Here is a 14,264-nt window from a genome sequence, read left to right as displayed (position 1 = left end):
GCCAGTGGCAGCGGTCAGGACAGGTGGGCGCTGGGCGCCCACCGGGGGCCTGGATCAGGCCTGGGCTTCGCCCTTGTCAGCAGCGGCCTTCTTGGCCGGTGCGCGGCGAGCCGGCTTGCCTTCTTCAGCAGCAGCGGCGTCGGCGAAGTCTTCTTCACGCACCGAAGCAGCATGCGGAGCAGCAGCCTTGCCTTCCAGCACGGCGTCGGCAGCGGCGCGGGCGTACAGCTGCACAGCGCGGATGGCGTCGTCGTTGCCCGGGATCGCGTAGTCGACCAGTTCCGGGTTGTAGTTGGTGTCGACCACGGCGATGACCGGGATGCCCAGCTTCTTGGCTTCCTTGATCGCGATGTCTTCGTGGCCGATGTCGATCACGAAGATGGCGTCCGGCAGGCGGTTCATGTCCTTGATGCCGCCCAGCGAGGCTTCCAGCTTGTCGCGCTCGCGACGCAGGCCCAGCACTTCGTGCTTGACCAGCTTCTCGAAGGTGCCGTCGGTTTCACCGGCTTCCAGTTCCTTCAGGCGGGCAACCGACTGCTTGACGGTACGGAAGTTGGTCAGGGTGCCGCCCAGCCAGCGCTGGTTCATGAACGGCATGCCGCAACGCTCGGCTTCTTCACGGATGGTTTCGCGGGCGCTGCGCTTGGTGCCCAGGAACAGGACGGTGCCGCGCTTCTGGGCAACCGACGAGATGAAGTTCATCGCGTCGTTGAACAGCGGGACGGTCTTTTCCAGGTTGATGATGTGGATCTTGCCGCGGGCGCCGAAGATGTACGGAGCCATCTTGGGGTTCCAGTAGCGGGTCTGGTGGCCGAAGTGGACGCCGGCTTCCAGCATCTGACGCATGGTGACCTGGGGCATTGCAAAACTCCTGATGGGGAACCGGCGATTCCGCCCGCGGGATAGGTATGCGGGACGCGTGGAAGCGCTGATGGTTCCGGGGTTGGGCTTCCCTGTTGCCTCCGTGGCCGAACTCCTTGCGGAGCACCCCGGCACGGATGGGGGCACCAGGTGTGGATTCGCCGATGACGTACGGCGTGGACGGCGTTCCGCGCACGGGGCGGCAGAACATCCGGCGGATTATAGTCCGGAGAGTGCCGGCGGTGCAATGGCAGGGGCGGGCGTGAGCACCGCTTCGCTGCCATCGGCCAGGCGGGCGCGGAACCCGCCGCCGGCATAGCCCCCGTCGCGGGGCGGCAGCGGCCAGCTGCGCCCGCTGCCGGCCAGCACGTAGCCGGCCAGCCCCGGCAGCACGGGGACGGTGTGCCCCTGGGCGTCGATGAACGTCAGGTCGGCCAGGCGCGCGTGCAGGCTGCCGCCATTGTAGAGCCACAGCCGCGGCTGCTGCCCGGGCCCTGCCAGCAGGGCGGCCTGCAGAGGCAGCGGGCGGGCCGATGCCGCCGGCTGCAGGAAGACCGGCAGGGAGTGGCGTTCGGCGCGGCCCGGGGCGGTTCCTGGCTGGGGCGCGATCAGCAGCCGGTACGCACGTTCGTCCCGTTCAGGTGCCGGCCCCAGCCGCACGATCCGCAGCCGTTGCCGCTGGCCGGGCAGGATGTGCAGCCGCGCGGGGCTGACCGCAAGATCGTCCGCCGGGTCCAGGGTGTCCCCCTGGCCAGGCTGGTTCCAGCGGTAGACGGTGGCCTGGCCTGTCCATTCAGTGGCCTCGTCGTTGGTCAGCCACAGCGCGTCGTGGCTGGTTCCGGCCGGGATCTCAACGCCGCTGCGCGACAGTTCCAGGGCCTGGGCAGGGGTGGCCAGCAGCCCGCACAGCAGCGCCCGCAGCACGACCTTCCCCATCAGTAGGTAATCGTCACCAGGCCAGGCGTTGCATCGCCTTCCTGTGCGGGTGGGCTGAGGGCCCGGATCTGCTCCGCATGGCCCCCGGCCGAGTCGCTGCGCTGCAGTGGTGCCTGCGCCGTGCCGGGTGCGCGGATCTGCAGGGTCACCCCGACACCGGCCTGCGCGGGAGCGGGGTCAGCCGCCGCAGCGTCGGGCAGGGGAGTGTCGCTGGCTGCCGCGGCAAAAACGGGCAGGGCGGCGCAGGCCAGGCAGATCAGGCGCAGGGAGGACATGGGCGGCACCAGGGCAATGCAGTCGATATCGGCGGCACTGCCCCGGTCTGAAGCCTGTCGCGCCGCCTCAGTAGGTGATGGTGACCGTGATGGTGTCCGAGTAGCTGCCTGGCGGCGTCGCGGTGCCTGGCGCGGGGGGCACCCGGCCATAGATGGTCAGGTTCTGCGCGGCGCCGGTGCCGGTGCCGCTGGCCGTGGAGGTGTTCAGCACATTGCCCCAGCGCTGGGTACGCGCCGGGTCGCGGTACAGCTCGTAGGGCAGCAGGGCGCCGTTGCTGCCGACCCGCATTCGCCGGTTGCCGGCGCCATCGGCGTGGGTGCCGTTGTCCAGCCCGATCTGGAACGGGCTGCGGTTGACGCAGGTCAGGCTGAAGACGGCCGTGCGGTCGATGTTGGTGGCGACCGTGCCGGTGTTCACGCCGAAATCCATCGGCGCGGTGACATAGGCGCCGCACGCCGGGTTGACCGTCGCCGTGGCGGTGAGGGTCATCGCCGCCGCCTGCAGGTTTGAATTGCCGGTGGCCGCCGGAGGCTGCAGCAGGCAGGTCGCGGGGTAGTTGGGCGTGCCCAGCAGCGGCTCGTTGTACGCGTACTGGAAGGTGGCGGCCAGGGCGCTGGTGAACGCGCCTGCTGACAGCACCTGGTTGGCCGGGTAGCGCCCGTACAGCGTGAATGATGCGGTGCCCGAGCCGCCCAGCAGTGGCACCGGATACTGCATCTGCCAGCTCACCCATGTCGGGCTGGTCGCCGCGCCGCTGCCGATCGCGATGGTTCGCGAGGGGTCGCTGTAGATCTGGTAGTTCAACCGGTCACCAAAGCTGTTGGCCAGGGTGCGCCAGGGGGCGATGCCGGTTCCACCGGTGCCGGCGGGCAGCCCCAGGCAGAACGTCACCCGCGCGTTGGCCAGCAATGCGACCGCGCCGGTGGTGCAGGTCACGCTGAAGGTCGTGCTGGTGTCGACCAGCCCATTGGAGACGGTGCCGAAGGCCAGCGTCGGGCTGGACAGCGTGCAGGTGGTGGCCGCACGCGCGGGCAGTGCCAGCATGGCCAGCCCGCACAACAGCAACAGCAGCAGCACCCGGTTCACGGCACAGGCTCCGGCAGGCAGCGCAGCGGCGGCGAGCGGCGCGAGGTGCTGGCCGGCATCTGCACATGGCAGCGCCCGCGCTCGCTTTCGATCAGCAGCCGCGGCGGCTCGCCGCTGAACTCGACCCAGGCCTGGCCATCGTGGCCGACCACCGTCGGGGTCACGCCCGCACCGCTGATCCGCGCGCCCAGCGGCAGCGGCTGGCCTGCTTCGTCGAGCAGGGTCAGCAGTGCGCCGCGGCTGTGCACCAGCTTGAAATCCACCCGCATGCCAGCGCCCTGGCGCGGCGTGGCGAAGGTCTCGACACGCTCGGCGCGCATGTCGGCAGGAAGATCGAGGGTATCGATGCCCAGCCGGTTGCGCTGCCAGGACAGCAGTGGCGTGACCAGCAGCAGCCCGTTCCGGTTGGTCACGCCAACCGGGCGGTTTTCCAGCATCACCGGAATGCCGGGGCGACCGGTGGACACCACCGCGAACGCATCGGGTACCTCGCGGGCGGCAAACACGCTGCCCGCCATCCACACCAGGCTGCCGCTGGCGTTGCCGTAGGCGAAGGTCTGGCCGGCATCGCGCGAAAGCCCGGCCGAGTAGCGACCGTGGCTGCCCAGCGCGCCGATTTCCGCCAGGCCGCCGTCGTCGCGGGCCTGCAGGCGCCAGCCCGGGCCGCTGCGGCTGCCATCGCCGGGTACCGGCCGCATCACTTCGGCACTGGCTCGATCGACGTCGCCATTGCGCTGCACCGCCAGGGTGGCCTGCCTGTCCTCGCCCAAGCGGGTGCCCAGCGACAGGTAGATGCTGCGGTTCTGCCGCTGGTCGATGTCCTGGGTGGCCGACAGGTAGGCATTCCAGCGGCCGAAGCTGCGCGACCAGAACAGGCTCAGGTAGCGGGTGCGGGTATAGGGCAGGCCGGGGCCGGGCGCCGGTTGCGGTGCATCCAGCATCGGCACGGCCTGGTCAAGCCGCAGGTAGCTCAGGCTCACCGTGCCCAGCCGCTGCAGGTCCACGCCGAAGCTGGCCTGCTCGCTGATGCGCGGCGGCAGGCTGTCCTGCAGGCTGCCCAGGTCGCGGTAGTCGCCGGATGTGCGGCGGCTGGCCAGGTTCACGTTGAACCGGCGGTTGTTCCAGTTGTAGCCCATCCCGTACTGCCGGCCCCGGCGCTGGTCATCCCGGCTCTCGCTCCAGTTCGCACTGAGCACCCCGGCCCGGCCCAGCAGCCATGCACCGCCAAGGCCAGCATTGAGGACGCCGCCACCGCCTTCGGCATGTGCTTCGAGGGTGAGCTGGTTGCTGATGCCGCGGCGCAGGGTGGCGCTGGCGACCGTGTCACTGTCGTAGCGGAACGAGTGGATGCCGAAATCACGCCGCAGCCGGCCGATGCCGGCGGACCAGTCGGACAGGCCGGCGGCCAGCAGCTGCTGCGTGCCGTAGAACGAAAAGTCCAGGGTCTGCATGCGGCCGAAGGCATCGGTGACCACCACCTGCGCGGTGCCGGTGCCACTGATGCCCGGCTGCGTGGCCAGCTGGAACGGCCCCACGGGAACCTGGCCGCCGTACTGGCGCAGGCCATCAACATACAGCTCGACGTTGGATGGGACGACAGCTTCGCCCAGGAACGACGGGGTGGGGGTGAGCACCCGGTACGGCTGCAGCCCGTAATTGCGCCCGATCTGGATGCCGGCCATGCGCGCAGGACGCGACCATTCCAGGAATCCGCTGTAGAAATCGCCCACGGTCAGGCTGAGTGCCTGGTCGGGAAGGTCCAGGCGCCAGCTTGTGTCCAGCCGCACCGACTGGTGCTGCCAGCCTTCGCCGGGCAGCTGGTAGGTGCGCATCAGGCCGGTGCTGCGCAGGCTGCCGCGGCCGACGCCGAACAGGCGCAGGTCGGTATTGAGGCTCAGGTTGCCCAGCCCGTCGCTGTGGCTGGCATACAGGTCGTAGTTCAACGCCATGCCGGGAGAGGACTGTGCGGCCGGGGTGCCCTGCGCGCTGCGCCCGAGCTGGGCGGTGGGCAGCTGCAGCAGCTGCAGCGGAACCTGCAGATCCAGGATCTGCAGGCCGGCGTCGTAGTGCACGACGACGCCAGCGAGCTGGTCCAGGTAGACCGGGCTGTCGCCCTGCACGGGGAAGCCGAGCTGGCGCAGGGTCGCGGCGGGGGCCTGCAGCCGTCCGCCCAGTTCATCGAAACGCAGCAGCCCGCGCGGGGCCTGGTTCAAGGTGGTCTCCAGGTACAGCGCCTGGCTGGCGGTCAGTGGCGTCGGGGGCGGCAGCAACGCGTCGGCAGCGACGTCCATCGCCTCGGCGCCCACCTCGCGCGCCAGGGCCTGCCCTGAAAGCGACGCCATGCCGCTGCAGCAGGCCAGCACGCAGGCCTCAGCGAGCCGGCGGCGTGGCGGGCAATGGAATCGGCTCCGAGCCACCGTTGATCCTCGCGCTGAAGGTGCCGCCCTGCAGTTGCGCAGGGGGCTGCTGCAGCGGCCAGCGCATGGTCTGGCCGGGCAGTACGTATCCCACCAGCCCATCCATCACCGGTGTCCTGTGGCCGCGCACGACCAGGCCGAGGTCGGCAATCTGGGCCTGCCCCTGCCCGCTGTTGCTGACCTCCAGCTGCGCCTGCGCGGCGCCGGCTTCCACCAGCCGCGCGGACAGCCGCGGTTCGGGCGGCTTGCCGGCCGGCTGCACCACGACGGGTATCGAATAGCGCAGGACGAACTGCATGCCTTGCCGGGTGGGGTCATACGCCGGTATTTCATCGACGATCACGCGGTATGCCTGCTGCGTGGCGGGCGCGCCTTCTTCGGCCCGCACGAGCCGGATCAGCTGGCGCTGGCCGGCGGCCAGGGCCTGCATCGGCGGGCTGGGCAGCAGCGCCTGCGTGGGCGTCAACTGGTCACGGCCGTCGGCCTGCTGCCACTGGAAGACGCGCACCTGCACCTGCACCGTTTCGGTGCCGCTGTTGCTGATCCACAGGGCCTCGGCCTTCTGCTCCGGCCGCAGCTCGAACTGGGTCGGGGATACCTGCAGGCTGGCGGCCAGGCAAGGGCTCGCGGGCAGGGCCAAAGCAACCCACGCCAGCGTTCGCAGCCAGCGGTCGGTACGCAGCACCATCAGCGCCACCTCAATAGGTGATCGTGGCGGTGATGGTGTCCTGGTAGGCGCCCGGCGCGGCGTTGTTGACGCTCGGGTTGGCCACCTGGCCGTAGACCTGGTAGACCTGGTTGGCGCCCGTGCCGGTGCCTGCCTGGGTGTTGGTGCCGGTGGTGGAGCCCCAGACCACGCTGTGCCCAGCATCCTGGTACAGCTGGTAGCCGACGAAGTTGTTGGCGGTCACGCCGGTATCGGTGTTGCGCATGCGCCGTGTGGTCACGTCGGCCGCGGTCCCCGCGTTGAGGCCGGCATTGAGCGCGATCGTGTAGGGGGTGGTCACGCTGCACTGGGCGGTCAGCGTGCCCTGGGCATTGAGCGGCGTGGTCGAACTGGCGTCAGCGTTGCCGAAGTTGACGTTGGTCGCGGCGGCAGCGGTGATGGTGCAGGCCTTGTTGATGGTCAGCAGGACATTGAATGTCGTGGTGTCGGCCGCCGATGCGGGGCCGGCCAGCAGCAGGGCCGCGGCCCAGGTGATGGGGGAACGCAGTGCAGATCGCATGTACAGCCTCCCTGACCCGAGGGTCTGTTGGACAGGTCGGAGCGGCACGTTCTGCACCGCGTTGACGACGGTCCTGTTCAGCCTAGAGCGGGTAAGTGTCTGTATTTAGTGATAATTACGTCTGACAAAGCGTGGGGCGGGTCACGTTTCCGGGCTCCTTGCCGGATCCGTGCATCGTCGATGCGCCCAGTTGGGTGGCGTTCGTTCAGATTGTGGCCGGATCGGCGATAATGGGTGCCATGAGCGTGAATCTGAAAACCCCGCAGGAAATCGAGGCGATGCGCATCGCCGGCCGCCTGGCCAGCGAAGTGCTCGACATCGTCACCCCCCACGTCAAGCCCGGTGTCACCACCGAGGAGCTGGACCGCATCTGCCACGACCACATCGTGAACGTGCAGGGCGCCACGCCGGCCAACGTCGGCTACCGCGGCTTCCCCAAGAGCGTGTGCACCTCGGTCAACAATGTCATCTGCCACGGCATCCCCAGCGAAGGGAAGGTGCTCAAGGATGGCGACATCATCAACATCGACGTCACCGTCATCAAGGACGGCTGGCACGGCGACACCAGCCGCATGTACTTCGTCGGCACGCCGTCGGTGATGGCCCGCCGCCTGGTGGAAGCCACCTACGAAGCCATGTGGCGCGGCATCCGCGCGGTGCGTCCGGGCGCCACCCTGGGCGACATCGGCCATGCCATCCAGAGCTATGCCGAAGGCGAGCGTTTCAGCGTGGTGCGCGAGTACTGCGGCCACGGCATCGGCAAGGTCTACCACGATGAGCCGCAGGTGGTGCATTACGGCCGCCCGGGCCAGGGCCTGGTGCTGCAGCCGGGCATGACCTTCACCATCGAGCCGATGATCAACGAGGGCACCCGCTACAACAAGGTGCTGCCGGATGGCTGGACCGTGGTGACCAAGGACCGCAAGCTGTCGGCGCAGTGGGAGCACATGATCGCGGTCACCGAGACCGGCGTGGACGTGCTGACCCTGTCGCCGGGCGAATCGCAGGTCTCCTGACGATGCTGCCGGCGGGTTCACTGCTGGACGCGCCGGCCGATTCGCTCGACGATCTCGAATGGGCGTCTGCCGCACGGCAGGCGCTGCAGCAGGCCGATGCGCGCCTGTACCGCCGCTTCGACCAGGGCGACAACATCGAGCGCTTGATCGCGCTGCGCGCACGCGCGGCCGACCACCTGATCCGGCTGGCCTGGCAGCGCTGCGTGCCGGCCGGCAGTGGCCTGTCGGTGTTCGCGGTGGGTGGCTACGGGCGTGGCGAACTGTTCCCGCGCTCGGACATCGACCTGCTGGTGTTCGGCGATCCGCCGGCGCAGCTGGCCCATGAAGCCGGGCTTTCGCGCCTGTTCGCGCTGCTGTGGGACTGTGGCCTGGCGGTCAGCCATGCCGTGCGTTCGGCGGCGCAGTGCCGCGAGGCGGCCGCCGACCAGACCGTGCTGACCGCACTGATCGAAGCGCGCCCGATCGTGGCCGACGAGGCCGCGCGGCGCGCGCTGCGCGGGGCCATCGATGACCGCGAGCTGTGGCCGGCGCGCACGTTTTTCCTGGCCAAGCTGGAAGAACTGCGCAACCGCCACCAGCGCTTCGGCGATACCGCCGACAACCTGGAGCCGGACCTGAAGGACGGCCCCGGTGGCCTGCGCGATCTCAACACCCTGGGCTGGATGGCGCTGCGCGCCTTCGGCGTGCGTGACCTGGAAGCACTGGTCGGGCTGGGCCACCTGGGCGCCGATGAAGCCGCCGCGCTGAAGCGCGAGCGCGCGGTGCTGGCACGCCTGCGTTTCGGCCTGCACCTGGTGGCGCGGCGCCCGGAAGAACGCCTGCGCTTTGATTACCAGAAGACCCTGGCCGCGCGCCTGGGCTTCGAAGACGACGCCGAGAACCTGGGCGTCGAGAAGATGATGCAGGGGTTCTACCGCGCCGCCCTGGTGGTGCGCCGGATCAGCGACCGCCTGCTGCAGCGGTTCGAGGAACAGTTCGACGGCGAGGCGCAGCCTGAACTCCTCACCGTGGGCTTTTCGCTGCGGCGTGGCTACCTGGCCGCCAACGATGCGGAGTGGCCGTGCGGTGATGTCGGCCAGGTTTTCGCCCTGTTCGCTGGCTGGGCCAACAACCCGCAGGTGCGCGGCCTGCATTCGCTCACCGCACGCGCGCTGGCCGAGGCGCTGCCGCTGCTGCCGGCCTACGACCGCGCCGACGCCAATGCACGCGAGCAGTTCATGGCCCTGCTGCGTGGCCAGCGCCCGGTCGACACGCTTTCGCGCATGGCGCGGCTGGGCGTGCTCGGGCAGTGGATTCCCGCCTTCGCCCAGGTCAGCGGGCGCATGCAGTTCGACCTGTTCCATGTCTATACGGTCGACCAGCACACGCTGATGGTCCTGCGCAACATCGGGCTGTTCGCCAGCAGCCGTGCCGATGAACGTTTCTCGATCGCCCACGAAGTCTGGCCGCGCCTGCGCAAGCCCGAGCTGTTGCTGCTGGCGGGCCTGTTCCACGACATCGCCAAGGGCCGCGGCGGCGACCATTCCGAGCTGGGCGCGGTGGACGCGCGCGCGTTCTGCCACGCCCATGCACTGAGCGGCACCGATACCGAGCTGGTGGCCTGGCTGGTGGAGCAGCACCTGCGCATGTCGGTGACTGCGCAGAAGCAGGACATCGCCGATCCGGTGGTGATCCATCGCTTCGCCACCCTGGTCGGCAGCCGTGATCGCCTCGACTACCTGTACCTGCTGACCTGCGCCGACATCGCCGGCACCAGCCCCAAGCTGTGGAACGCGTGGAAGGACCGGCTGCTGGCCGACCTGTACTTCGCCACCCGGCGCGCGCTGCGCGAGGGCCTGGAACACCCGGTGCCGCCCGCCGAGCGCGTGGCCGAGGCGCGCGACAGCGTGCGCGCGCTGGTGCGCGAGCAGGGCTACGACGATGCCACCATCGACCGCCAGTTCGCGGTGATGCCCGACGAAGGGTTCATGCGCCTGCGCCCGGAGCAGCTGGCCTGGCAGGCCTCGGCACTGGTGCCGATCAAGCAGGGCCACACCCTGGTGAAGGTGCGCCGGATCAGCGTGGACGACCCGGCACTGGAAGTGTTCGTGCACTCGCCGGACCGTGATGGCCTGTTCGCGGCGATCGTGATGACCCTGGACCGCAAGGGCTACGGCATCCATCGCGCACGCGTGCTGGACGGTCCGTCCGACACCATTTTCGATACCTTCGAAGTGAGCCCGGCCGATACCTTCGCCGATGGCAGCAGTGCCAACCTGGAAGCTGCGTTGCGCGAAGCGCTGAGTGGCGACCTGACCCGCCTGCGCCCGTCGCGGCGGGTGGTGCCACGGCAGCTGCGCCACTTCCGTTTCGCCCCGCGCATCGAGTTCCGCGATGAGCCCGGCGCAACCCGTTTTGCCCTGGTCGCGCCCGACCGCCCCGGCCTGCTGGCCGACGTGGCGTTCGTGCTGCGCAACCAGGGCCTGCGCGTGCATGACGCGCGCATTGCCACGTTCGGCGAACGCGCCGAAGACACCTTCGTGATCAGTGACGAACACGACCTCCCCCTGACCGAACCCGCCCGGCAGCAGCTGCATGACGCGATGCTGGCCTGCCTGGACCCTGATCGAAACGCCGGAGACCCCACCTGATGGCCACCAAGCCTGTGAAGAAGACTGCTGCGACCGCCAAGAGCGCAGCGGCGAAAAAGACTGCTGCACCGAAGAAGGCCGCCCCGGCCAAGGCGCCGGTGAAGAAGGCTGCCGCTGCGAAGAAGCCGGTCGCGAAGAAGGCCCCGGCCAAGAGCACCGAAGTCGCCCGCGCCGAAACCATCGCCCGCAAGTCGCTGCGCAAGCCGCCGGTGCCGGGCGTGGAAGAACTGAAGTTCGGCATCGAGAGCGCCTTCGAGCGCCGCGCCACGCTGACCCTGCATGAGCTGGAAGGTTCCACCCGGCCGCTGGTCAACCGCGTGATCGATGGCCTGGAAACCGGTGAATTCCGTGTCGCCGAGCCGGACGGCCACGGCGGCTGGAAGGTCAACGAGTGGTTGAAGAAGGCGGTGCTGCTGTATTTCCGCGTCAACGACATGGCCGTGGTCGACGCGCGCCCGGCGCCGTTCTGGGACAAGGTCGAATCGCGCTTTGCCGGCTATGACGAAGCGAAGTTCCGCCGTGGTGGCGTGCGCGTGGTGCCGGGTGCGATCGCCCGCCGCGGCACGTACTTCGGCAAGGACGTGGTGCTGATGCCGAGCTTCACCAACATCGGCGCTTACGTGGGCGAAGGCACCATGGTCGACACCTGGGCCACCGTCGGTTCCTGCGCGCAGATCGGCCAGCACTGCCACCTGTCCGGCGGCGCCGGCATCGGTGGCGTGCTCGAGCCGCTGCAGGCCAGCCCGACCATCATCGAAGACCACTGCTTCATCGGTGCGCGTTCGGAAGTGGTGGAAGGCGTGGTCGTCGGCCACCACAGCGTGATCGGCATGGGCGTGTTCCTCAGCCAGAGCACCCGCATCTACAACCGCGCCACCGGCGAGATCACCTACGGCTACATCCCGCCGTACAGCGTGGTGGTGTCCGGCTCGCTGCCGAGCAAGGACGGCACCCATTCGCTGTACTGCGCGGTGATCGTCAAGCAGGTCGATGCGAAGACCCGCAGCAAGACCAGCGTCAACGACCTGCTGCGCGGCCTGGCCGACTGAAGGTGACTGCGCTGGAAGACCTGGCGCAGTCCGCGATCTACCGGCATCCGTCCGACACTGCGTTCGGGCGGATGCTGCCGCGCCTGTTGCATGCCCCGCAGTGGACCCGGCTGCGCCGCGCGCTGTCGCGGCGCTGGCCCATGCCCGCGCTGGCCAGCGATGTGCGCGACGTGGTCTACGCCAGCTGGTGGGTGGACGTGCGGCACGCGCCGCTGCCACCCCCGGGCCACCATTACGTCGTGCATGAAGGGCGTACCCCGTACACCATCCTCAGCTATCGCCACGGCCACTTCGGCCCGCGTGCGGCCGGCCCGCTGCGTGCGTTGATGCCTTCGCCCCGGCAGAGCAACTGGCGCTGGTACCTGCGCCGCGACGACGACCCGCAGGGCACGCCGGTGGTGCTGTTCGACCGCAACGTGATGGACCAGCTGGCCTTCGTGGCCGGCGCGCGCGCGTTCAGCGATGCCATGCAGCCGCATCTGTCCACGCGCTTTGAGCATGGGGTGCGCGCCGATGGCGGTGGGCACACCCTGATCGAAGGCGGGCAGGGCAGTGCCCCGGCCCTGCACCTGCGGTGGTGCGCGGCCGACGGCTGGAATCATCCGGCGTGGGCGGCGGCCTGTGGTGGCCACGCGGCCCTGCTGCGCTTCCTGGTCTGCCAGGACGAAGCCATCGCCCGCACCTGCGACCAGCGCTGGGCCACTACCCGCATCGATCTGCCGGTGGATATCGCCCGGCTGCAACCGCTGCAGCTGCAGGGCGGGCAGCACTGCCCGCGGCTGCAGGCGATGGGCGTGGACCTGGCCGAAGGCCTGGCATTCCGCCTGCCGACGGTGCCGTTCCGGGTCGTGTCCGAGCGCCTCTTGTGAGATTCTGGCTGCCTGTTTTCCTGCATCACAGATGGCCATGAGCACCACTGTCTACGGTTTGAAGAACTGCGATACCTGCAAGAAGGCGACCAAGTGGCTGGACCGCTTCGGCGTGCCTTACACCTTCGTCGACTACCGCGACAACAAGCCCAGCCCGGAGACCCTGCTGGAGTGGGCCGCGCAGCTGGGCGGCCTGGGCGCGATGGTCAACAAGTCCTCCACCACGTGGCGGCAGCTGCCGGACAACCGCAAGGCTGCCGACTCGGATGCCGAGTGGAAGCTGCTGCTGCGCGAGTACCCGCAGCTGATCAAGCGCCCTGTGGTGGTGACCGCCGACGGTACGGTCAGCCAAGGCTTCAGTGACAACGGCTTCAAGGCCCGCTTCGGCGTGGGTGGCGCGTGAGCGCCGTCCTCGACCTGGCCTGCGAGCTGATCGCGCGGCCGTCGGTAACACCGGATGATGCGGGCTGCCAGGCGCTGCTGTCCGCGCGCCTGCAGCAGGCAGGCTTCCAGTGCGAGCACCTGCGCCTGGGCGAGGTCGACAACCTGTGGGCGACCCACGGCAGCGGTGCGCCGGTGCTGGTGCTGCTCGGCCACACCGACGTGGTGCCGCCGGGCCCGCGCGAGGCGTGGCAGAGCGATCCGTTCACCCCGGAGATCCGCGACGGCGTGCTGTACGGCCGCGGCGCCGCGGACATGAAAGGCAGCGTGGCAGCCTTCGTCATCGCGGCCGAGCAGTTTGTTGCCGCCCACCCGGACCATGCCGGCACGCTGGCCGTGCTGCTCACCAGCGACGAGGAAGGCGATGCCATCGACGGCGTGCGCCACGTCGCGCACCTGTTTGCCGAGCGCGGCCAGCGCATCGACTGGTGCATCACCGGCGAGCCCTCGTCGACGGCGACGCTGGGCGACCTGCTGCGCGTCGGCCGTCGTGGCAGCCTGTCGGCCAAGCTGCGCGTGCAGGGCGTGCAGGGCCACGTGGCCTACCCGGAGAAGGCGCGCAATCCCATCCACCAGGCGGCGCCCGCGCTGGCTGAGCTGAGTGCGCGGCGCTGGGACGAGGGCTATGAAAGCTTCCCGCCGACCAGCCTGCAGATTTCCAACATCCACGCCGGCACCGGCGCCAACAACGTGATCCCCGGGGAACTGGAGGTGGATTTCAACATCCGCTACAACCCGCACTGGGATGCACCGAAGCTGGAAGCGGAAATCACCGCGTTGCTGGACCGGCATGGCCTGCAGTACGCGCTGAAGTGGCACCGCAGCGGCGAGCCGTTCTACACCCCGGAAGGCCCGCTGCGTGCGGCCGCGCGTGCGGTGCTGGCCGAGCACATCGGCCGTGCGCCGGAAGAGAGCACCGGCGGTGGCACGTCCGATGCCCGCTTCATCGCACCGCTGGGTGCGCAGTGCATCGAAGTGGGGCCGGTCAACGCCAGCATCCACCAGGTGGACGAGAACGTGCGCGTGGACGAGCTGGACGCCCTGCCGGGGCTGTACCAGCGGCTGGTGGAGCGCCTGCTGGCGTAACCCCGCAATCCCGCCCAGGTGGGTGCCGGTGGCAACCCCGCAGTTGGTGGGTGCCGACCGTTGGTCGGCACGGCTCCTGTGGTTGCCAACGCAACTGTTGCACGCCCCCAAAAACCGCGTTACGGTCAGTGCCATGTCGATCCGCCTGGCCACCGCCGTCAACAATACCAACCGCAATAATCTGCGCACGAACAATCGTGCGCGGCCGATGCGGGACTGCGCCCTGGGTAGATAGACAGCAAAATACGCCCGGACACCAGAAAACCCGCATCGGCCGATGCGGGTTTTTTTGTGCCCGGGTGCAGCCCTCCCGGGCCTGGTTGGCCGGTCGAACACCTTCCCGCCGTGTAATCCCCCACAACAGGAGCGCC

General features: G+C 69.2%; 13 protein-coding genes. 6 read left to right on the top strand and 7 right to left on the bottom strand.

Annotation, left to right across the window (positions count from 1 at the left end; genetic code table 11):
• Nucleotides 1–54: 54 nt before the first annotated feature.
• The 7 genes from rpsB to IAE41_RS05270 form a co-directional block, all read right to left on the bottom strand.
• Nucleotides 55–861 carry a 30S ribosomal protein S2 gene (rpsB, locus tag IAE41_RS05300; RefSeq protein ID WP_079221259.1) on the bottom strand — a complete coding sequence of 269 codons (807 nt, stop codon included), beginning with the start codon at nucleotides 859–861 and terminating at the stop codon, nucleotides 55–57.
• Nucleotides 862–1,080: 219 nt separating this feature from the next.
• On the bottom strand, nucleotides 1,081–1,797 hold the full coding sequence (locus IAE41_RS05295; protein ID WP_234458317.1) for a fimbria/pilus periplasmic chaperone: 717 nt from the start codon (nucleotides 1,795–1,797) through the stop codon (nucleotides 1,081–1,083).
• Nucleotides 1,797–2,072, bottom strand: coding sequence for a hypothetical protein (locus IAE41_RS05290; RefSeq protein ID WP_200732344.1), 276 nt, complete (start codon nucleotides 2,070–2,072; stop codon nucleotides 1,797–1,799). The genes IAE41_RS05295 and IAE41_RS05290 overlap by 1 nt, the downstream gene beginning before the upstream one ends.
• Nucleotides 2,073–2,139: 67 nt before the next feature.
• The gene (locus IAE41_RS05285; RefSeq protein ID WP_325166980.1) at nucleotides 2,140–3,159 is read right to left on the bottom strand and encodes a spore coat U domain-containing protein; all 1,020 of its coding nucleotides are present in this window, start codon (nucleotides 3,157–3,159) and stop codon (nucleotides 2,140–2,142) included.
• Nucleotides 3,156–5,501: a fimbria/pilus outer membrane usher protein gene (locus IAE41_RS05280; protein ID WP_200732343.1), complete on the bottom strand. Its 2,346-nt coding sequence runs from the start codon at nucleotides 5,499–5,501 to the stop codon at nucleotides 3,156–3,158. Before IAE41_RS05280 ends, IAE41_RS05285 begins: the two co-directional genes overlap by 4 nt.
• Nucleotides 5,502–5,529: 28 nt before the next feature.
• Complete coding sequence (locus tag IAE41_RS05275) at nucleotides 5,530–6,264, bottom strand: molecular chaperone (protein ID WP_200732342.1); 735 nt, start codon at nucleotides 6,262–6,264, stop codon at nucleotides 5,530–5,532.
• 10 nt (nucleotides 6,265–6,274) lie between these two features.
• Nucleotides 6,275–6,802, bottom strand: a complete 528-nt coding sequence (locus IAE41_RS05270; RefSeq protein WP_108746297.1) for a spore coat U domain-containing protein — start codon at nucleotides 6,800–6,802, stop codon at nucleotides 6,275–6,277.
• A 239-nt stretch (nucleotides 6,803–7,041) separates the two neighbouring features.
• On the opposite strand from IAE41_RS05270, the gene map reads away from it, so the two are divergent.
• Genes map through dapE form a run of 6 tightly spaced genes read left to right on the top strand, consistent with a single transcriptional unit; the run spans nucleotide 7,042 to nucleotide 13,893 of the window.
• Complete coding sequence (map, locus tag IAE41_RS05265; protein ID WP_108747792.1) at nucleotides 7,042–7,818, top strand: type I methionyl aminopeptidase; 777 nt, start codon at nucleotides 7,042–7,044, stop codon at nucleotides 7,816–7,818.
• A gap of 2 nt (nucleotides 7,819–7,820) precedes the next feature.
• On the top strand, nucleotides 7,821–10,448 hold the full coding sequence (locus IAE41_RS05260) for a [protein-PII] uridylyltransferase (RefSeq protein ID WP_200732341.1): 2,628 nt from the start codon (nucleotides 7,821–7,823) through the stop codon (nucleotides 10,446–10,448).
• Nucleotides 10,448–11,497, top strand: a complete 1,050-nt coding sequence (dapD, locus tag IAE41_RS05255; RefSeq protein WP_200732340.1) for a 2,3,4,5-tetrahydropyridine-2,6-dicarboxylate N-succinyltransferase — start codon at nucleotides 10,448–10,450, stop codon at nucleotides 11,495–11,497. The genes IAE41_RS05260 and dapD overlap by 1 nt, the downstream gene beginning before the upstream one ends.
• 2 nt (nucleotides 11,498–11,499) lie before the next feature.
• Complete coding sequence (locus IAE41_RS05250) at nucleotides 11,500–12,366, top strand: hypothetical protein (protein WP_200732339.1); 867 nt, start codon at nucleotides 11,500–11,502, stop codon at nucleotides 12,364–12,366.
• A gap of 31 nt (nucleotides 12,367–12,397) precedes the next feature.
• Complete coding sequence (locus IAE41_RS05245; RefSeq protein WP_174214102.1) at nucleotides 12,398–12,769, top strand: arsenate reductase; 372 nt, start codon at nucleotides 12,398–12,400, stop codon at nucleotides 12,767–12,769.
• Nucleotides 12,766–13,893, top strand: a complete 1,128-nt coding sequence (gene dapE, locus IAE41_RS05240) for a succinyl-diaminopimelate desuccinylase (RefSeq protein ID WP_200732338.1) — start codon at nucleotides 12,766–12,768, stop codon at nucleotides 13,891–13,893. Before IAE41_RS05245 ends, dapE begins: the two co-directional genes overlap by 4 nt.
• Nucleotides 13,894–14,264: the final 371 nt, after the last annotated feature.

The sequence above is a fragment of the Stenotrophomonas sp. S39 genome (genome assembly GCF_016624665.1).
Taxonomy (GTDB): Bacteria; Pseudomonadota; Gammaproteobacteria; order Xanthomonadales; family Xanthomonadaceae; genus Stenotrophomonas.
The sequence above is the reverse complement of the archived record's forward strand: the minus strand, read 5'-3'. Positions and strand labels throughout refer to the sequence as shown.